General features: G+C 60.5%; 17 protein-coding genes. 9 read left to right on the forward strand and 8 right to left on the reverse strand.

The genetic code is table 11. The features are described 5' to 3' along the window. Positions 1-237 precede the first annotated feature (237 nt). From ACHZCU_RS12630 to ACHZCU_RS12640, 3 genes are read left to right on the forward strand one after another with little or no spacing between them, the layout of a single operon-like run. Positions 238-1,692 carry a PAS domain S-box protein gene (locus ACHZCU_RS12630; RefSeq protein WP_319519048.1) on the forward strand — a complete coding sequence of 485 codons (1,455 nt, stop codon included), beginning with the start codon at positions 238-240 and terminating at the stop codon, positions 1,690-1,692. After that, positions 1,682-2,155 (forward strand): response regulator, encoded by a 474-nt coding sequence (locus tag ACHZCU_RS12635; RefSeq protein WP_106302640.1) that lies wholly within the window; start codon positions 1,682-1,684, stop codon positions 2,153-2,155. The genes ACHZCU_RS12630 and ACHZCU_RS12635 overlap by 11 nt, the downstream gene beginning before the upstream one ends. Beyond that, on the forward strand, positions 2,152-3,864 hold the full coding sequence (locus ACHZCU_RS12640; RefSeq protein ID WP_319519049.1) for an EAL domain-containing protein: 1,713 nt from the start codon (positions 2,152-2,154) through the stop codon (positions 3,862-3,864). The genes ACHZCU_RS12635 and ACHZCU_RS12640 overlap by 4 nt, the downstream gene beginning before the upstream one ends. Positions 3,865-4,014: 150 nt before the next feature. Here ACHZCU_RS12640 and ACHZCU_RS12645 read toward each other — a convergent pair whose 3' ends face one another. Continuing rightward, positions 4,015-6,375, reverse strand: a complete 2,361-nt coding sequence (locus ACHZCU_RS12645) for a GH36-type glycosyl hydrolase domain-containing protein (RefSeq protein WP_319519050.1) — start codon at positions 6,373-6,375, stop codon at positions 4,015-4,017. Positions 6,376-6,410: 35 nt separating this feature from the next. Then, on the reverse strand, positions 6,411-7,415 hold the full coding sequence (locus ACHZCU_RS12650) for a LacI family DNA-binding transcriptional regulator (protein ID WP_319519051.1): 1,005 nt from the start codon (positions 7,413-7,415) through the stop codon (positions 6,411-6,413). A gap of 230 nt (positions 7,416-7,645) precedes the next feature. Between ACHZCU_RS12650 and ACHZCU_RS12655 the strand changes: the two genes are divergently transcribed. The 4 genes from ACHZCU_RS12655 (at position 7,646) to ACHZCU_RS12670 (ending at position 11,827) form a co-directional block, all read left to right on the forward strand. Then, positions 7,646-8,890 (forward strand): ABC transporter substrate-binding protein, encoded by a 1,245-nt coding sequence (locus tag ACHZCU_RS12655; protein WP_319519052.1) that lies wholly within the window; start codon positions 7,646-7,648, stop codon positions 8,888-8,890. 135 nt (positions 8,891-9,025) lie between these two features. Beyond that, positions 9,026-9,859 carry a carbohydrate ABC transporter permease gene (locus ACHZCU_RS12660; RefSeq protein ID WP_106303251.1) on the forward strand — a complete coding sequence of 278 codons (834 nt, stop codon included), beginning with the start codon at positions 9,026-9,028 and terminating at the stop codon, positions 9,857-9,859. Further along, positions 9,856-10,743 (forward strand): carbohydrate ABC transporter permease, encoded by an 888-nt coding sequence (locus ACHZCU_RS12665; RefSeq protein WP_227023556.1) that lies wholly within the window; start codon positions 9,856-9,858, stop codon positions 10,741-10,743. Before ACHZCU_RS12660 ends, ACHZCU_RS12665 begins: the two co-directional genes overlap by 4 nt. Before the next feature lie 4 nt (positions 10,744-10,747). Beyond that, on the forward strand, positions 10,748-11,827 hold the full coding sequence (locus ACHZCU_RS12670; protein WP_319519054.1) for an ABC transporter ATP-binding protein: 1,080 nt from the start codon (positions 10,748-10,750) through the stop codon (positions 11,825-11,827). Between the two features lie 253 nt (positions 11,828-12,080). On the opposite strand, the gene ACHZCU_RS12675 is transcribed toward ACHZCU_RS12670, so the two are convergent. After that, positions 12,081-12,269: a hypothetical protein gene (locus tag ACHZCU_RS12675; RefSeq protein ID WP_319519055.1), complete on the reverse strand. Its 189-nt coding sequence runs from the start codon at positions 12,267-12,269 to the stop codon at positions 12,081-12,083. Positions 12,270-12,647: 378 nt separating this feature from the next. Here ACHZCU_RS12675 and ACHZCU_RS12680 point away from each other — a divergent pair, with 378 nt between their 5' ends. Both ACHZCU_RS12680 and ACHZCU_RS12685 read left to right on the forward strand, forming a co-directional pair. Further along, positions 12,648-13,370, forward strand: a complete 723-nt coding sequence (locus ACHZCU_RS12680; protein WP_319519056.1) for a GntR family transcriptional regulator — start codon at positions 12,648-12,650, stop codon at positions 13,368-13,370. A 186-nt stretch (positions 13,371-13,556) separates the two neighbouring features. Further along, a complete protein-coding gene (locus ACHZCU_RS12685) occupies positions 13,557-14,489 on the forward strand; it encodes a dihydrodipicolinate synthase family protein (protein WP_319519057.1) in 933 nt (310 codons plus the stop codon). Positions 14,490-14,593: 104 nt separating this feature from the next. Here ACHZCU_RS12685 and ACHZCU_RS12690 read toward each other — a convergent pair whose 3' ends face one another. The 5 genes from ACHZCU_RS12690 to ACHZCU_RS12710 are packed head-to-tail and all read right to left on the reverse strand — an operon-like array spanning position 14,594 to position 19,793. Further along, a complete protein-coding gene (locus tag ACHZCU_RS12690) occupies positions 14,594-15,589 on the reverse strand; it encodes an oligopeptide/dipeptide ABC transporter ATP-binding protein (protein ID WP_319519058.1) in 996 nt (331 codons plus the stop codon). After that, entirely contained in the window at positions 15,586-16,578 is a 993-nt protein-coding gene (locus ACHZCU_RS12695; RefSeq protein WP_319519059.1) for an ABC transporter ATP-binding protein, read from the reverse strand. The genes ACHZCU_RS12690 and ACHZCU_RS12695 overlap by 4 nt, the downstream gene beginning before the upstream one ends. Beyond that, positions 16,571-18,121 (reverse strand): gamma-glutamyltransferase, encoded by a 1,551-nt coding sequence (locus ACHZCU_RS12700; protein WP_319519060.1) that lies wholly within the window; start codon positions 18,119-18,121, stop codon positions 16,571-16,573. The genes ACHZCU_RS12695 and ACHZCU_RS12700 overlap by 8 nt, the downstream gene beginning before the upstream one ends. Next, positions 18,121-19,008, reverse strand: coding sequence for a polysaccharide deacetylase (locus ACHZCU_RS12705; protein ID WP_319519061.1), 888 nt, complete (start codon positions 19,006-19,008; stop codon positions 18,121-18,123). Before ACHZCU_RS12705 ends, ACHZCU_RS12700 begins: the two co-directional genes overlap by 1 nt. Next, positions 19,005-19,793 carry a glucose 1-dehydrogenase gene (locus ACHZCU_RS12710; protein WP_319519062.1) on the reverse strand — a complete coding sequence of 263 codons (789 nt, stop codon included), beginning with the start codon at positions 19,791-19,793 and terminating at the stop codon, positions 19,005-19,007. Before ACHZCU_RS12710 ends, ACHZCU_RS12705 begins: the two co-directional genes overlap by 4 nt.

Consider the following 19,793-nt stretch of genomic DNA (forward strand, 5'->3'; position numbering starts at 1 on the left):
GCCTGATGGAACGAAACTGCATTTGCAGCGGAAAAAGCCTTTTCGGAAGGTTTTCTTTATCCCGTTCCGTCACAATCGCCGGCAGTGCTTGGAGCCGGGGTAATGATGTGCAAAGCAGGCTATTCTATGTGTAAGCAATTTTTACGCGAAAAATTGCTTGAATGACGCCCATCGGGTAACTTAAGTATTTTCGTATATAAGTCCATAAGCACATTTTTGGGATGAACGGGAAGCATGATGAAATCCAGGACGGCCGAAACCGGTTCTTTCGGCGAAGCTGCTCTCAACATCCTGCCGGATGGTCGCATTTCATACTGGAGCGACGGCGCGCAGCGGCTGTTCGGTTACACGGCAGCCGAAATCGTCGATTGTTCATTGTTCGACCGGCTTGTCGCGCCGGAACACGCTTCCGCACTTCGCAAGCATGTTGAAGGGGCCGCGCCCGGGATGGACGCTGTCAGCGGCGGCTTTTCCTGCATGCATCGTGACAACCGGCTGATTGACGTTTCTGCCGTTATTGCGCCAATCGTCGGTGCGGGCGGCACGGTCGACGGCTTCACCATGATGGTCGAAGACACCGCGATACGCAGCGGATATGCGGACAGGCTTGTCGCCATCATCGAGGCAATGCCCACAGGTGTGCTTGTCGTGGATGAAACGGGGAGCGTCGATCTGGTCAACCGCCATTTCGAGTATCTTTCCGGTTACCCCCGTGATGAATTGAAGGGAATGAAGGTCGAGCGGCTGGTGCCCGACAGTCACCGCGCGGCCCATGCCGGATACAGAACAGGATATAACGAAAATCCCGTTCCGCGGCTGATGGGTAATGGCCGGGATCTGAGGCTGCGCCGCGCCGACGGCACTGAAATTCCTGTCGAGATCGGTCTTAGCGCACTCTCGGTGCCATCCGGCAAACAGGTACTCGCCCTTGTCACCGATATTTCACAACGGGTGGAAACCGAGCGCCGGATGAGCCGGCAGCAGGCCGAACTCGAGCGCTCCGTCGAGGAACTGTCCACCTTCGCCTATGTCGCCTCGCATGATCTGAAATCGCCGTTGCGCGGCGTTATCCAGATTGCGCAGTGGATCGAGGAGGATATTGCCGATCGGGAAACCGTCACCGGCCACCTGAACCTGTTGCGCAATCGCATCGGGCGGATGGAACGGCTGCTCAATGATCTGCTGGCCTATTCCCGCGCCGGCCGCGGCGCCGGTGGGCGCGGCCGGGTGGACGTCGAGACCATGGCGCGCGATATCTTCGAACTGCTTGCGCCGCCCGCCGGCATGACGCTGCAGCTTGAAGGAGAGATGCCCACCTTCGAGACGCTGCGAACGCCGCTTGAACAGATCCTGCACAATCTTTTTTCCAACGCGATCAAGCATCACGACAGGCCGGCCGAAGGCACGATCACGCTTAGCTGTCGGCACGTGTCTCCGTTTTTTTTCGAATTCACCGTTATCGATGACGGACCGGGGATCGCACCACAATATCACGACCGGGTTTTCGGCATGTTTCAGACCTTGCGTCCGCGCGACGAGGTCGAAGGCAGCGGTATCGGGCTCGCGCTGGTACGCAAGATCGTCACGACTTTCGGGGGGAGAATATGGATCGGCTCAGGAGAGGGCCGGGGCTGTGCAATTCATTTCACATGGCCACGGGTCATAGAAAGCGAGGACATCAATGAGCAATAATCGGAATGTGAACCAGTCGGCTGATCCATCACTTCTCCGCCAGGCAACAATATTCGTCGTGGATGATGACGATGTCGATGTGATTTCAATCCAGCGCAATCTGAAGAAACTGCGCCTGCTCAACCCGGTTGTCAGGGCGCGCGACGGGCAGGAAGCGCTTGATATGCTGCGCGGCGGCCAGGTGCCGGCCCCTTATATCATTCTGCTCGATCTCAATATGCCGCGGCTTGGCGGGCTGGAATTCCTGCGCATCCTGCGCGATGACCCGGTGCTGACAAACGCGATCGTTTTCGTACTGACGACGTCGCAGGCGGATGAGGACATTACCGCGGCATACCGCGACCATGTTGCGGGCTATATGCTGAAACAGCGTGTCGGCGATGATTTTCTGAACCTCATCGGGCTTATCGAGCATTATTGGCGGCTGGTGGAATTACCCTCGCCGAGGGACAGTACGTCATGAAACTTCTGCTTGTCGATGACGACGAAGTTGACCGGATGACGGTGACGCGCCTGTTGGCCGCAGGCCCGCAGGACCTTGAAATTTCTGCTGCGACGACCGCGGCAGAGGCGTTTGAATGCCTCCGGCAGGACAGTTTCGATGTGGTTCTGCTCGACTATCGCCTTCCCGACATGGATGGCATCGATGTTTTAAAGACAATCAACGCCGATCCGGAACAAAGCGTTGCCGTTATCATATTGACGGGAATGGCCAGCGAGGAAGAGGAACGCCGTTGCATTGAGGCCGGCGCACAGGATTTCGTCCTCAAAAGCGACATCAGCGACAGGCGCCTGCGCCGGGCGCTGATGCACAGCCGCGTTCGCCACACGCTGGAGGAAAACCTGCGGGAAAGCCGCGCCCGGCTGCAGCGCATGGCAGAAACAGACGCGCTGACCGGCATCAGCAACCGGTATCGTTTTGAACAGGTTCTGGCCAGTGAGACGGAACGGTGCCGGAAGGGCGGTGCGGATGATATCGTGCTGTTGCTGATCGATATCGACAATTTCAAACTCGTCAATGACAGCATGGGCCACCACGCGGGTGATGAACTGCTGGTGCAGACGGCGGCGCGGCTTTCGAACCAGATCGCGCCTTCGCATGTTCTTTGCCGTCTCGGCGGCGATGAATTCGCCATCATCGCGCCCGGCAACTGGTCGTCCGATAGGCTGACGGATTTCACGGGAAAGCTCCGGCAGGCTTTCAGTGTGCCGCTCACGCTTGGCCCCAACTCCATCATGGTCAACATCTCAAGCGGCATAGCGCTGCTGTCGACGGTCGACTCCTCTGCCGAAGACCTGCTGAAGGCCGCAGGTGTGGCTCTGGAGATTGCCAAGAAGAGCGGCAAGAACACCTTCCGGTGCTTTTCTGCCGATATGCAGAAACAGGCGCAACTGCGCGCGGAACTGGCGCGCGACATGCAAAGCCCCGGTTTTCTCGAACAGCTTGAACTGTTTTTCCAGCCGCTGGTGAGTGCCGCCCTGCTGACACTTCAGGGCGCCGAGGCGCTGGTGCGCTGGCACCATCCCGACCACGGTCTTCTGGAGCCGGGGGCATTTCTGCCGGTTGCGCGGGAGACCGGCATGATGACGACAATCGATCTCTGGGGGCGCCGGGCCGCGTGCCTGCAGACGGCCGCATGGTTCAGGGACGGGCGCGTGGGGGCAAAGTTCCGGATGTCGTTCAACATCTGCGCGGCCACCCTCCGGCAGAAGGACTTTGCCGCTCACCTTCTCAAGGATATCGCCGAAACCGGGGTGCCGCCGACATCGATGGAGCTCGAGGTTACCGAGAGCGACCTCATTGCCGATTTCGATCATGCCGCACGCCAGCTGCTGGAGCTGCGCAATCACGGTGTCGGCATCGCCATCGACGATTTCGGAACCGGATATTCATCGCTCTCCTACCTCCGGCAGCTGCCGGCGGATACGGTCAAGCTCGACCGGACCTTTATCGCGAACACGCCGGGAAACGAAGATGACTGCCGGCTTTTGAGAACGCTGATCATGCTGGCTCACAGCCTCGACCTCAATGTCACGGCCGAAGGCATAGAAACCGAGGAACAAGGCACGCTCTGCCAATCCTACAATGCCGATACATTGCAGGGATATTTCTTTGGACGCCCGAGACCCGCCCCGGCGTTCGCCGATGGTTTCCTGCCTGTCGGGGCGTGACGCACTGACGGAAAATGACTGTCCGCCAGCGGCCCCGGTTCGGCAAAAAAAACATCCGCCGTCCTTCTGCCATAGAGCGTGTTGCGCGTGACAGACATGCGCAAGACGGAACTTGCGGCCGGCGTATGACCGACCGCAAGGATTATCTTCCTATTTCGGCAGACGGACCAGAACGTCGTAGCGCTTGCCGGTTTCGATCCGATCGAGCCTGTTGCTCTCCAACTGCCGGCCATCGACCGTCACAGTCGGGGTTTTGGCTTCTGCGTCCCTGTCGACGCGGACCTCGAACGTCGCGCCCCGGAAAATGCGGGTGAAGCGGAAGGTCTCCCAGTCTGCCGGCGGTTGCGGCGCGATGATCACGCCCTCGCCATCGCCGCGCAGGCCGCAAAGCTGTTCGATCACCAGCCGGTAGTACCAGGAGGCGGTTCCGGTGTTGAACAGGTTGCTGGAACGGCCGGCCGTGCGCGGATACTGGTAATAGGCGCCGCGATAATAATTCGGGACGTAAAGCGGCAGTTGCCCACGGGTCTTGATGTCCTGTTCGTCCGGCCGCGTCAGCATCTTGGAGAGAACGGCGAAGCCGCGTTCCTTTTCGCCGATATGGTAGAGCGATGCCGCATAAAAAGCGGCGGCGTGGTTGTAGACTGCGCCGTTTTCGCCATTGCCGGGCCATTTCTGCGTGACCCGACCGACATCGTCGCGCATTGCCGTATAGGCCGGCGCAAACATGGTCGCGCCATAGGGCGTGTCGAGCTGGTCGTCGATGGCTCGCAGCATGCTGGCCTTCTGGGCATCATCGGCAGCGCCGGCGAGAAATGCCCAACTCTGGGTGTTCAGGTAAATCCGGCCTTCCTTGTCGGCCTGAACGCCGAAGGCGACGCCGTCATCGGTAATGCCGCGGGCATACCATGCACCGTCCCAGAGATAGCGATTGATGCTGTCATTGAGCTTGCCGGCCTGTTGCGCCAGCCAGTCGGCGGTTTCGCTGTCGTTTTCGGTGCGGCAGATCTCCGCCCAGGTCGTCATTGCATAGCTTGAGGCTTCGGCCAGCCAGCCGGAAACGCCCTTGCCCTTGTAGCCGACCATGTTCATCGGATCGCACCAGTCGCCCTGGGCGATATAGGGTAGGTTGCGGTCGTCGACTTCACCGGCGAGAAACCGCAGCGCCCGCGTCACATGCTCGTAAAGCGTGGCCTCTTCGTCGCTGTCGGTCCAGGCGATCTTTTCCTCGAGGATCGCGCGGTCGCCGGTCTCGTCGATATAGGCCTTGGTGGCGATCACCAGCCAGACGGCATGGTCGGTATGCGGGATCTGGTTGATGTATTTCAGCTCGGTGTCCGGCCGCAGCAGAATGCCGTCCGGCACCTTGCCGGAGAAGAATTGCTGGCTGGCGGTCTTCAGGATCGCGGTGCGCGTCTTCTCCGGCGCGATGAAGATCATGCCAAGCCCGTCCTGCAGATAGTTGCGCGTCTGCGGGTCGGTGGTCAGCCGATGGGTGTCGCCGTGATAAAACACCTGACGGGGCAGCCAGTAATTGACGAAATGATCGAGGTCTTCGTCAGGCGAATGCAGTTCCAGGCTGCCGAGACCGGAGCGGATATAGTTGTCGTAATCCTGCCGCACCGGCTCGAGGGCGCCCTTGATGTATTTCTCCGTCAGAGCCGCGATCTCTGCCTTGTCGAAGGCCGGGCCGAACAGGAAGCGGAAATCCTCCGATGCGCCGGCGCCCAGAGAAAGGTCCCACTGCATGATGCCGGCCGGGTTTTCATAGCTGGCGTCGCCGCCGCCAAGGTGTCCGCCATCCTGCAGGGCGGACGGGTTGTGCAGTCCGCCTTCCCCCTCGAAGGCCACCTGCGCGACCTCGAAATAATCGGGTGTGCGGTCGGCGGCGAAGAAGGTGATATCCTTCAGGTCCTTGTTTTTGAAATACTGCTCGACCTTCTGATAGGGCGTCACGCTGGTGCAGACGATGGTGTTCAGCGCCGCATCGAAATGGCCGCCGCGGTTCATCCATGAGGAATAGCCGACCGGGAAGAACGGAACGAAGGAGAGCGACTTTTTCGTGTCCGTCAGATTGGTGATCCGCACCGACCAGATCTCGGCGACATCCTCGACCGGCAGATCGAGGCGCAGTTCGACGCGCACGCCGTCCTTTTCGATCACCCAGCGAATATCGGAAACGCCGGGCTCGAAGCTGAAGCGGTCGAGCTTCGCGCGCACCGGCTCGTAGGGCGCGGAAAACAGGTCGCCGGTCTCATTGTCGCGGATATAGAAGAAGCGGCCGGGATGATGCGGAAAATAATCCTGTTCCGGCTGCATGAAGGTCTGCGCGGCAATGGTCGGAACATGGGCATATTTGCGCGGTTCGGGATCCATATACTGGCTGACCGCATAGCCGCGGGCGCTCATCTGGATCATCATCTTGCGGTTCCAGAGATAGCTTGCCGCATTGGGCGCCAGTGTCGGGTCGGTCAGGCGGAAGCGCTGTCCGCTGTCGATGAAGGAAGTCATCCTGCTCTCATTGCGTTGGTGTTTGCGTTTGGCCTTCAGCCCAGCGCGGCGGTCGAACGTCGCACACAAAGCGACGGTTCGAACCGCTCCTGGAACGGAAGGTCCATGTCATAGGTGAGGTTGAGAAGCTGCCGGCAGGCAGAGCGGGCCATCTCCTCGATCGGGGCGTGAATGGTGCTGAGCGGCGGGGCCGTATAGGCGGCGAAATCGACATCGTCATAGCCGAGAACCGAGACGTCGCGCGGAACCGAAATGCCGCGATTGTAAAGCTCCGACAGCAGCAGCATGGCCACCTTGTCGTTTCCGCAGAACACGGCCGAACAATCGAGTTTCATGTCGAGGAACGCGCTGACCAGCCGTTCGGCGGCGGCATAGCTGAAAGCGCCCTCGACAACATAGTTTTCGGGAATGGAATGTCCGAGCTTGCCCATTTCGTCCAGAAAACCGCCATGGCGTTGGCGGGCGTCCTGCGCGGAAAGGCGTCCGGTGATCACCGCAATCTTCTCGTGGCCGAGTTCGGCAAGATGGCGCGCGGCAAGCCGCCCGCCCAGTTCGTGATCGATGAAGAAGCACCGGCCGGCCAGCGCGTCGGCCTGGTGATTGAGCAGAACGAGGTTTGCAAAATGTTCGGACGTGCGCGCCAGTTCGAACGTGCCCTGCAGCGAACAGGACATCAGGATGCCGTCGCAATCGCGGTTGACCAGATAGTCGAAATGGGCACGGCGATCGGCGTCCGACTGGGCGTCCTCGGCATTGGCGAGGATCATGTGCTTGTTATAGAGGCGCAGCTCCTGCTCAACGGCGCGGATGATCATGTGATAATACGGCCCTTCGAGCGAGGGCACCCATACGCCGATCAGGTCCGAGCGCCGCGAGGACAGAGACCGCGCCATGCTGTTGGGCCGGTAGTTGAGCTGCTGGATGGCGCGTTCGATCTTTTCGGCGGCCTTCGCGGAAACGGAACCGTTTCCAGAAATATACCGGGACACAGTCCCGGACCCGACTCCCGCCAGTTTTGCGACGTCCTTTACCGTAGCCATGTTTCAACTCCCCGCCATGTTGTTTTCGGCATGAACGCCATATCGCATTATTATTCAACGGCTTTCACGCAAAAGCAACGTCACTTGCGATTGGTTTGATATTTTTTTGCAGTTGCCATTGACAAAATCAAGTCCCTGTCGTTGTAATTGGAACCGATCCCACTTTTGGGGTCCATATCACTTTTGACCGGACCGTTCGGTCCCTCAGACGACCCTTTCGGGGAGGACACATGTTTATTCTGAAGAATGCGGTGACCGCATCAGCCCTCGCGCTGACCGTGGCAATGGCTGGCGCTGCCAGCGCGCAGGAGCCGCTTGACGCCGAGGTTATTCATTGGTGGACATCCGGCGGCGAATCGGCCGCTATCGGCGTTTTTGCCGATGCCTATAACGCTCAGGGCGGCAACTGGCAGGACAGCGCCGTGGCCGGCGGTTCGGCCGCACGCAGTGCCGCGATCAACCGTATCATCGGCGGCGATCCGTCGACGGCCGCGCTGTTCAATACCTCGCAGCAGTATCACGAGATCGTTGAAGAAGGCCTGCTGAACGATATCGATGCCGTGGCGCAGGAACACAACTGGGATGAAATCCTGCCCGAGCCGATCATCAACGCCGTCAAGATCGATGGCAAATACTATGCCGCTCCGGTCAATATCCATATGCCGCTGTGGTTCTGGTATTCGATCGACGCGTTGGAACAGGCCGGTATTGAAAACCCGCCGGAAAGCGTCGACGAATTCTTCGCCGACCTCGACAAGCTGCAGGAAGCCGGCATCACGCCGCTGGCGCTCGGCGGTCAGCGCTGGCAGGAAAACTCGCTGTTCTCGGCCGTGCTGACCAATGTCGGCGGCGGCGAACTCTGGGAAGCGGTTTATGCCGACAAGGATGAAGACGCGATCCATTCGCCGGAATTCCGCGAAGTCATCGAAACCTTCATCGCGCTGAAACCCTATGTCGATGCTGCCTCTCCGGGCCGTAACTGGAACGACACCACCGCCATGCTGATCAATGACGAGGCCGGCTTCCAGGTCATGGGCGACTGGGCCAAGGGCGAGTTCAAGCAGGCCGGCAAGGAAATCGGAACCGATTACGGTTGCCTGCCGGGTCTTCGTCCCGACAGCCCCTATGTTCTCGGCGGCGACGTCTTCGTCTTCCCGAAAACCGATGATGCCGAACAGGTCGAAGCCCAGCATAAGCTGGTCGAGGTCATGACCGATCCGGAAACCCAGGTCGCGTTCAACAACCTCAAGGGCTCGATCCCGATCCGTTCGGACGTTGATGAAACCAAGCTCGATGCCTGCGCACAGCTCGGTCTCGAGATCATGTCGGACCCGGGCCGCCAGGCGCCCGATGCTTCGCAGATGATGGCCGAATACATCTATGGCTCCGTCCAGGATGTCGTGACCGAACTGTGGAACACCGACATGTCGGTCGATGAAGCGGTCGATCGTTTCGACCAGGCTCTCAACGGCTAATTCACCGATCAAAAACAAGAAGGCGGGAAGGGGGCGTTGTGTTCCCTTCCCGTTTCAAGGGAGGTCCCGTTGCACGCCGCCGCCTTCACCCGGCACATCAGGCGAAATCTGCTTGCCTATATCGCCTTGCTGCCGATGGCCATCGTGGTCATCTTTGCCTATCTGGGTACGATGCTCTGGTCCGTCCGGCTGTCGTTTTCCAGCTCGAGGCTTCTGCCGAAAGACGACTTTGTCGGCTTTGCCCAATATACGAGGCTTTTCGAAACCTCGCGCTGGATCACGTCGCTGGAAAATCTGGCGATCATCGCTTTTTTCTTCCTGCTGATCTGTTTCGTGCTCGGCACGCTGCTGGCGATCTTCATCGACCAGAATGTGCGCGCCGAAAGCCTGTTCAGAACGGTTTTTCTCTATCCCTATGCCATGTCCTTCGTGGTAGCGGGCCTGATCTGGCAGTGGATCCTCAATCCCGATCTCGGCATTCAGGCGACCATGCGCGATCTCGGTTTCCCGAATTTCGTGCTCGACTGGACGGTCAATCCGGATACGGTGCTCTATGCCATCATTCTGGCAACCGTCTGGCACGGCTCCGGTCTGGTCATGGCGCTCATCCTGGCGGGGCTGCGCGGTATCGATACCCAGATCTGGTCGGCGACCCGCATTGACGGCATTCCGCCGTGGCGCGTGTATCTTTCGATCATTCTGCCGATGCTGCGTCCGATGATCATCACCTCGCTGGTGCTGCTGTCGATCTCGATCGTCAAGATGTACGACGTGGTCGTGGCGATGACCAATGGCGGGCCCGGAACGGCGAGTGAAGTGCCGGCCAAGTTCATCATGGATAACCTGTTCGAGCGCGCCAATATCGGCCTTGCCACCGCCGCCTCGACCGTGCTGCTGATCACCGTTCTCTTGATCATGGTGCCGGTTTTATATTCCCAGTATTTCCGCAAGAACGGGAGGGCGTCATGACGCAGTCATCCGCTGTCAAGCGTCCGCGCAGCTGGCAGGACGTCTGGGGCCGTTTCGGCGTCTACGGCTTCCTGTTTTTCGTGGCGCTGTTCTTTCTCCTGCCGCTTTACGTGATGCTGGTCACCTCGTTCAAAAGCATGGACGAAATCCGCCTCGGCCTGATCTTCGCACTGCCGCAGAACTTTTCGCTCGATGCCTGGATCAAGGCATGGACCAGCGCCTGTACCGGTCTCGATTGCACCGGTCTTCAGGTCGGCTTTTTCAACTCGGTCAAGATTTTGATCCCGAGCGTGGTGCTGTCGATCCTGTTTGGCGCGGTCAACGGCTATGCCCTGTCGTTCTGGCGGGTGAAGGGGGCGAATGTGCTGTTTGCCTGCCTGCTGATGGGCTCGTTCATTCCCTATCAGGTGTTCATCTATCCGCTGGTGCGTTTTTATGCGCAGGCCGGCATCTACGGCTCGCTGCCCGGCATCGTGCTGACCCACATCATCTTCGGCATGCCGGTGATGACGCTGCTGTTTCGCAATTACTACATGGGCCTGCCGGTGGAGCTGTTCAAAGCCGCCCGCATCGATGGCGCCGGTTTCTGGAAGATCTTCTTCTCGATCATCCTGCCGATGTCGGTTCCGATCACCATCGTTGCCGTGATCATGCAGGTCACCGCGATCTGGAACGACTTCCTGCTCGGTCTGGTTTTTGCCGGACGCGACAACCTGCCGATGACCGTCCAGCTCAACAATATCGTCAACACGACCACGGGCGAGCGCGCCTACAACGTCAATATGGCGGCAACCATTCTGACCTCACTGGTCCCGCTTGTCGTCTATCTGGTTTCCGGCCGCTGGTTCGTGCGCGGCATCGCTTCCGGCGCCGTGAAAGGATAACATCATGAGTTCTGTAGCCATTGAAAATCTCGACATTCGCTACGGGAATGTGCATGTCGTCAAAAGCCTCGACCTTCAGATCAGGGACGGCGAATTTCTGGTCCTGCTCGGCCCGTCCGGCTGCGGCAAGTCGACCCTGCTGAACGCAATCGGCGGGCTGACAGATGTCAGCGGCGGGTCGATCCATTTCAACGACAAGGATGTGACCTGGATCGATCCGAAGGACCGCGGCATCGGCATGGTGTTCCAGTCCTATGCGCTGTATCCGACCATGAGCGTCGAGCGGAACATGTCGTTCGGGCTGAAGATTGCCGGTGTTCCCCGTGCGGAAATCGACAAGAAGGTGAAATGGGCAGCCGAGCTTCTGCAGATCACGCAGCTGCTCGACCGCAAGCCGTCTGCGCTGTCCGGCGGCCAGCGTCAGCGCGTCGCCATTGGCCGCGCACTGGTGCGTGATGCCGACATCTTCCTGTTCGACGAACCGCTTTCCAACCTCGATGCCAAGCTGCGCGCCGAACTGCGGCTTGAAATCAAGAAGCTGCACAAGGCGCTCGGCTCGACCATGATCTATGTGACCCATGACCAGATCGAGGCGCTGACGCTTGCCGACCGGATCGCGGTGATGAAGGACGGCATCATCCAGCAGCTCGACACGCCGCTGAATGTCTACAACAAACCGGCCAATGAATTTGTCGGCACCTTCCTCGGCTCGCCGGCGATGAACAAGATTGCCGGAGCTTTTGCCACGGAAAATGACGGGCTGGTGTTCAAATCCGGCTCTTTCAGCCTCGATGTCAGCGCCTATCCCTTTGCCGGCAAGGTCGTTGACGGCCAGAAGGCGACGCTTGGCCTGCGCCCGGAGCACATTCATCTTGCCGAACAGGACAAGGCTGCGTGGAACGGCACGATCTCGCTTGTGGAACCCATGGGAAGCGACATTCTGGCGTGGTCGGATTTCGACGGAATCAATATTTCTCATCGGCTGCATCAGGAGCAGCATTGTGAAACCGGTCAGCCCGTCTCGGTCACCGTCGATGTCACCAAGGCATCCTTCTTTGAAGAGAAAACGGGCGTACGGCTTTAAGCGTGGCGTAAAGCATCAGGCGGATGTGATCATCCGCCTCAGACTGCGGACAAAGCGCGCCCCGTCCTCGTTCGTCACCCTCGGGCTTGTCCCGAGGGTCCAAGCACGCATGAACGCGACAAGCGTATCGGGCCAAAAATAAATTTAAAACAATCTATTACGGACCGCCAACGTCGCTCGTGCTGAGCGGTGGTTAGATCCTCGGGTCGAGCCCGGGGGCGGGCTCCCCTCCGCAACAACACAGTGCCACATCTCAATCAGACAGGGTGACGGCGGTCATCGCGGTGATCAGCCCGATATCCGGGGCTTCGGGCTCCGGTCCGCCGACATCATCGCGATTGACGATGCCAATGACCGGCACGGAGACCTTCGGGCGGACCGCGCGCACATAGCCGGTGGATTCAATCCTGAGAGCCGTGGCGCCGGCGGCTACGGCCGCCATGGCAAACCCCGCCACAAAACCGGCGCGTCCATCGGCCCGTCGGGAGCCGGCTGGCAGAATACAATCAGGCTGTTTTTCAGAATTTCTTGTTGCACCGGGTCTCAGTGTTTTTTGAAGTATAGCGGCTTAAAAGAGACCAGAATGCAACCAGTTTATTACTGGTATTATTCCGTGGAGGCAAATCCATGCGCTCGAAATTCCCTGCCAATCGTGCCCTCGCGGTGTTTTCTGCGCGTCTGCGTTCCCAACGGTAACGTTCGCGGGAGCGTCGGGATCAAGCAGGGGACAGTTTTGTCGACAATAAAAATTTGAATCCCGTCATGGATTGTACGCACAGAGTCGGGCATAGTGATCAAAAGTCGGGAAAAACAGGACACAATGGTCAAGACCTCTTCAGAGCACGGCGCGCTGCAGAACCTGCATGTCAGGCGTGGCGGCGGCGTTGCATATGTCTATGAAACCCTCCGCAACGAGATCATCGAACTCAAGCTTGAACCGGGCAGCCCCGTCGACGAGACGGAATTGTCGGAGCGGTTTTCGATGTCGCGTACGCCGATCCGGGAAGCGCTCGTGCGGCTGTCCGCCGAAGGGCTGATCACGGCGCTGACCAACCGCACGACGATCGTGTCCAACATCGATTTCGTGCAGCTGGGATCGTTCTTCGATGCCCTGACATTGATGTACCGCGTGACCGCAAGGCTGGCGGCGATCCATTATACAGAGGCCGACCTCGCCGGTATCCGCCGTCATCAGGACGATTTTGCGCGGGCCGTGGAAACCCGGGATGTGCTGGGCATGATCGCGACCAATCGCGATTTTCACATCGCCATCGCCGAGGCCGGACGAAACAAGTACTACACCGATCTGTTCCGGCGCCTGCTGGATGACGGACGCCGGATCCTGCGCCTCTACTACCGTTCCTATGACGACGATCTGCCGCGCCAGTATGTGGCCGAGCATGAGCATATTGTCAGCGCGATGATTGCGCGCGACGAGGCGGAATCCGACCGGCTGGCAACGGCCCATGCCGATCAGATCGTGCGCCAGATCCGCTCCTATATCTCGGCGGATTCGCGCAGCGTTTCCTCGATTTCGCTATAGGCTGGCTGGCGGTGCGGTTGCCAGACGAAGCCTCTCCGTTGTTTTGTATTTTCTTTGTCGACAATGATCACTGTTGGTGCTAGTGAAATTCTTGAATAATGGCTGACCTTCGGAATATGCCCGCGATCGGGTGTTCTCCCGCGGCCTGCCGACCCGGTTTGCTTCAGAATTTGAAAGGCCCCAAAGATGAGCGATACGATTTTCACCGGCTGTATTCCGGCTTTGATGACACCGTGCAAGGCGGATCGTACGCCGGATTTTGCAGCCCTTGCGCGCAAGGGCCGCGCGCTTGTCGATGCCGGTATGTCGGCTGTCGTTTATTGCGGTTCGATGGGCGACTGGCCGCTTCTGACCGACGAGCAGCGCATGCAGGGTGTTGAAGCGCTGGTCGAGGCGGGCGTTCCGGTGATTGTCGGAACCGGCGCCATCAACACGAAATCCGCAGTGGCGATTACCGCGCATGCCGCCCGTGTCGGCGCGGCGGGTCTGATGGTCATTCCGCGGGTTCTGTCACGCGGCACGTCGGTTTCGGCGCAAAGGGCACATTTTTCCGCCATTCTTGAGGCTGCAAACGGCTTGCCGGCGGTGATCTACAACAGCCCCTATTATGGCTTTGCCACGCGCGCGGATCTGTTCTTCAGCCTGCGCGCCGACTATCCCAACCTGATCGGTTTCAAGGAATTTGGCGGCGCTGCCGACCTGTCCTATGCGGCCGAGAACATCACGTCCGGCGATGACGATCTGACGCTCATGGTCGGCGTCGACACGCAGGTCTTCCACGGTTTCGTGAAATGCGGCGCCACCGGCGCGATCACCGGTATCGGCAACGCGCTCCCGAAGGAAGTCCTGCATCTGGTCGCACTCTGCAAGGCGGCTGCCGAAGGCGACAGTGAGGCGCGGGTCAAGGCGCGTGAACTGGAAGAAGCGCTGATGGTGCTGTCGAAATTCGATGAGGGCGTCGATCTTGTGCTGTTCTACAAATACCTGATGGTTCTGAACGGCGACGCCGAATATACGCTGCACTTCAACGAAACCGACGCTCTTTCAGCCCCGCAGAAAGCTTTTGTCGAAGCGCAGTATAGCCAGTTCAAGACCTGGTACGCCAACTGGACCGCGTGATGATGCCCGGCCGCCCGGCGCAAAGCGGCGTGCCGAGGAGCCGGACGGTTTGAAAAAGCAGCCAGGCGGGGAGGGGCGTTCAGCCCCTCTCGTTGGTTCTTCCGTTACCTCAAAAAACAGGCCAGTCGGCGGGTGCCGTTGTCCGTGCGCCGGGCGAGCGGTCGTTCCTCGGCGCAGCGGCTTTCGGCAATCGGGCAGCGGGTGACGAAGGGACAGCCCTTGGGGGGGGTGAGCGGGCTTGGCAGGTCGCCTTCCAGAAGCTGCACGGTCTTGGCGCGCTCGGCCACCGGGTCGGCCAGCGGAATGGCGGCGAGAAGCGCTTCGGTATAGGGGTGGCGCGGATCGGCGAAAAGCGTTGTTGCCGGGCCTTCCTCGACGACCGTTCCCAGATACATCACCACCACCCGGTCGGCGATGTGGCGGACGACGGAGAGGTCGTGGGAGATGAAGATATAGGCAAGGCCGAGTTCGCGCTGCAACCGCATCAGCAGGTTGAGGATCTGCGACTGGATGGAAACGTCCAGCGCGGAAACCGCCTCGTCGCAGATGATCACGTCGGGTTTCAGCGCCAGCGCCCGGGCAATGACCACGCGTTGGCGCTGGCCGCCGGAGAGCTCGTTCGGGTAGCGGTCGCGCTGGCCGGGGTTGAGGCCGACCTGTTCCAGAAGCTCATCAACGCGGGCCTTGCGTTCGCGGGCGGGGACATTGTGAATGGCGAGCGGTTCGGCGATCGACTGGGCAATGGTGCGCTTCGGGTCGAGGGCGGAAACCGGGTCCTGAAACACGACCTGAAGATTGCGCCACATCGCCGCGCGTTCCTTCGCACTCATCTCGGTGAGATCACGGCCGCGAAAGAAAATCCGTCCCTCGGTTGCCGGTTCCAGACCCAGAATGGCGTTGCCGGTGGTCGACTTGCCGCAACCCGATTCCCCGACGATGGCCAGCGTCTCGCCTTCGTGGACGTGAAACGACACGCCGTCGACGGCCTTCACCACCTGCTGCGGCTCGCGCGCGAAAAGCCTCTTCTGGCCGGCCGGAAAATGAACCTTCAGTTCCTCGACCCGCAGCAGCGGGCCATTGCCGTTCCGTGTCGCGCTCATTGCAGGGCCTCGGTTTTGTCATGGTGCCAGCAGGCGACCTTGCGGCCGGTTTCCGTTGCCGATGGCGGAACAAGCGGCGGCGTTTCCGCGCATTGGTCATCTGCCAGCGGACAGCGGGTGCGGAAGCGACAGCCTTCCGGGAAGGCGCTGATATCGGGCACGGTGCCGCTGATGGAATAAAGCTCGTGTTTCGGTTCGTCGGTGATCTTCGGGATCGTTGTCAGAAGCAGCTTTGTATAGGGGTGGCGCGGTGCAGCAAAAAGCGTCTCGACATCGGCCTGCTCGACGATGCGGCCGCCATACATGACGCAGACGCGGTCGGCGACCGAGGCGACAACGCCCATATCGTGGGTGATGATCAGGATCGAGGTGCCGGTTTCATCGCGCAGCCGGCGCATCAGTTGCAGGATCTGCGCCTGTACCGTGACGTCGAGCGCGGTTGTCGGCTCGTCGGCAATCAGCAGATCCGGGCGGGCAATCAGCGCTGAGGCGATCATCACCCGCTGGCACATGCCGCCCGAAAGCGAGGAGGCGAACTGTTTCGCGCGTTTGGCCGGCTCGGGAATGCCGACATCGGCGAGCATGGCAACGGCCTTGTCATAGGCGTCGCGCTCGCTGGCCCGGCCGTGAACGATCAGGCTTTCGGCCACCTGAGAACCGACGCTCATCAGCGGGTTAAGGGAGGCGACCGGCTCCTGAAAGATCATCGACATCGCCGTGCCGCGCAGTTTGCGCATCGCCCTGTCGTCGGTGGTGTCGAGGGCGGAGCCGTTGAGGCGGACGTCACCGCCCGTCTGGTTCACGCGCCCGCCAAGCAGCCCCATCAGCGCCAGCGCCGTCAGGCTCTTGCCGGAACCGGATTCGCCGACCAGCGCGACAATCTCGCCGCGCCCGATATCGAGATCGACGCCGTCGACCACCCTGTAGGGGCCGACGGAGATTTCCAGATCGGAGACCGCAAGGGTCGGGGCTGCTTCCGTTTCAGCCATCGCAACCATCCTCCGCGACCGCCTTTGCCCAGGGATTGACCGGATGGACCATGCCGATATGTCGGTCGCTTTCGGCCATCACCGCAGACGGGATGGAGAAATTGACCGGATGCAGCGTATTGGTCACCAGTTTCACCGAGAAATCCTCGGCAATGGCCGCTGCGACATCGGCATCGGCCGCGCGGTCGACGGCAATGGTCGGCGCGCTGGCATCAATGCGCGGCGTATGGAAGGCGTCCGACAGGGCCATGCCGCCATCAATGACATAGGAGATGATCTGCGTCAGCGCCGGGAAGATCTGCCGCCCGCCGGCGGCCCCGATTGCCATCCACGGACGCCCGGCCTTGCGGATGATCACCGGCGCCATATTGGCAAGCGGCTTCACATCCGGCGCGATGCGGTTGGGAACGCCGGGGCGCGGGTCGAACCACATCATGCCGTTGTTCATCAGAATACCGCTTTGCGGCAGAACGACCTTGGAGCCGAAGCGCGACAGCAGCGTGTTGGTGAGCGAGACCATGTTGCCTGCCGCATCGACCACGGAAAGGTGGCTGGTGCAGTCCTGTCCCTGCCCGGCATGGCCCATATGCGTCAGCCGGTCGGCATAGGTGGCGCGGATGGCGCGGGCATAGGCTTTCGCTGCTGCGGCCCCCGGAATGGCGGCAACCGGCAGCGTGGTCTCAAGCTTTTCCAGCGTGGCGAGCAGGCTCGGGCCGCCGCCAAGGCCGGAGGCGACGTTGATTTCGTGGCCCCGGTAGTCCTGCGCCGCGGCGGCAATCCATTCGGGCCGGTAGTTGGCGAGATCGGCAGCGTCGATGACCGAGCCGCCCTCATTGAGATCACGCACCAGGCCGGCGGCGATTTCGCCCTCGTAGAAATCGCGTCCGCCCGCTTCGGCCAGCCTTCTCAGAAGCTTCGCCTTGGCGGGCATGGGGCGGTAGGTTTCCTCGCCGTTCTTCGCCTTCAGCGCATGGCCATCTTCGTCGAGGAACAGCCGCGCGGTCTCGGGAAACATCGAAAGCCCGCGCTGGTCGATGGCAAGGCAGAGCGAAGTGAACCAGTCGACCAGCATGCCGCGTTCGGCAATCTCGATGGCCGGCTGCAGCGCGTCCGCAAGGGAAAGCGTGCCGTGTTTTTCAAGCGCCTCGGCAAGGCCTGCGACCGAACCCGGCACGCAGATCGAGGAATAGCCGGTAATGTTGCGGTCGTCCTCGACGGCCGGCCAGTCGAACCAGTCGCCGTCATTGCCGCCGATCAGCGGATATTGCTCGGCGGCCATGTTGCGGCTGGAGCGCACGTTGAAATCGAGCGCCTCGACCGGGCTGCCATCGGCATCGCTCCACAGCAGAAATCCGCCGCCGCCGACACCGCTCAGCCACGGCTCGACCACCGAAAGCACGAAGGCTGCGGTGATCGCGGCATCCATGGCGTTGCCGCCAGCGGCGAGCACCTTTGCCCCGGCTTCGGCCGCATCGAAATGCTGGGCGGCGACAATGCCCTTGTCGGTCGTCACGGCGGGTTTCTTGATATTCCAGGTTTGCATTATTCGCCTTTCCAGGCCGGGTGGTCATAAAGCGAGGCCGGGATTTCCGGCGAAACGGCATCGCGGCCGGCGGCATGGTCGCGGTAATGGGCGGCAATTTCGCCCGCCGTGGCAACCCAGATGCTGTCATCGGAAAGTACGTCTTCGACAAGCCGGTCGAGCATGGCGATGCGCGAACCACGCCCGGAGATCCAGTCATGCACGGTCAGCATGAACAGCGTGGAAAACCGGCGGCTGGCGGCAAGTTCTTCTTTCCACGCATCGAGCATCTGGTTGGTGCCGAGCGGCGCGCGGGTGTCGCTGCCATCGAGGAACTTGAAGAAGATCGCGTCATCGGTCGCCCAGTTGACCGGAACTTCGGTGACGTCATGCACCGCATAAGGCGTGTCGGAGCCCATCAGCGAGCTGTCGTAAAAGCCGTGCCGTTTGACCTCGGCCAGCATATGCGGTGTCATTTCCCATGCGGGCGAGCGGAAACCTGCCGGTTTTTGCCCGGTCTGGCGTTCGAAAAGCGCAATTGACGCCTCGAGAACGCGAGTGAATTCGTCATCGCGCGTCTGGCTCACCAGTTCGTGGAAATAGCCGTGCAGGCCGACTTCGTGACCAGCGTCTACCAAAGCGGGCAGCATCCACGGGTTTTCTTCCGCCACGGCGGCGGGCACGAAGAAGCTCGCCTTGATATCATGGCGGGCCAGCAGATCGGTGATCCGTTTGATGCCGATGCGCGGGCCGTAGCGGCGCTGTTCGAGGTGCGAGAGCAGTTGCGGCACATCATTACGGTTGTTCCACATCCACGGCGAATGGGCATCGACATCGATGGAAAAGCAGAAGGCCGATTTTTTTCCGTCCGGCCACGGATAGGGAGCGGGAAGGTCAAGCATGCTCATAGCGGTGTCTTCTTGTCCTGGGTGACAGTCATGGTGCCGGCGGAATTGCCGCCGTCAATCGTCAGCGTCGATCCGGTGACATAGGACGAGGCGTCGGAGGCCAGATAGAACAGGCCCGGCGCGATGTCCTCGATGGTGCTGGCGCGGCCCAGCGGAATGTTGGAGACGGTGTTTTGAACATGCGCGTCGGTAAGCGGGCTTGCGGTGCTGCCTGCGGCAAAGCCGGGCTCCAGCGCGTTGACGCGGATGCCGAATTCGGCAAGTTCCAGCGAAAACCCCTTGGTCATCCGGTCGAGCGCGGTCTTGGAGGTGCAATAAGGCACGACCGTGCGGCGCATCTTGCGGGCAGCCCCCGAGGAGATGTTGATGATCGAGCCTTTCGCGCCCTTGTCGATCATCTGCAGGGCGAAACCGCGTGTGAGGATGAAGGGCGCGCGCAGGTTGACGTCGAAGATGCGGTCCCATTCATCGGCGTCGATATCCAGCAGAAAGCCGCTCGGATAGACGCCGGCATTGTTGACCAGCACATCGGCATGGCCCCATTTTTCACCGACGGCGGCGATCAGGGCCTCCAGTTCTTCTTTCGAGGTCAGTTCGGCGGCGTAGCCGAACGAGCCTTGCGTGCCGAGTTCTCCCGCCAGCGCATCGAGTGCGGACTGGTCGCGGTCGGTGACGCAGACCTTTGCGCCGGCCTCGGCAAAGGCCTTGGCGATGCCGCGGCCGAAAACGCCGAGCGCGCCGGTGACGACCACGCCTTTTCCATCAAACTGTTTTGCTGTTTCCAT

Origin of the sequence: uncultured Martelella sp., assembly GCF_963677965.2 — a bacterium.
Classification (GTDB): domain Bacteria; phylum Pseudomonadota; class Alphaproteobacteria; order Rhizobiales; family Rhizobiaceae; genus Martelella; species Martelella mangrovi.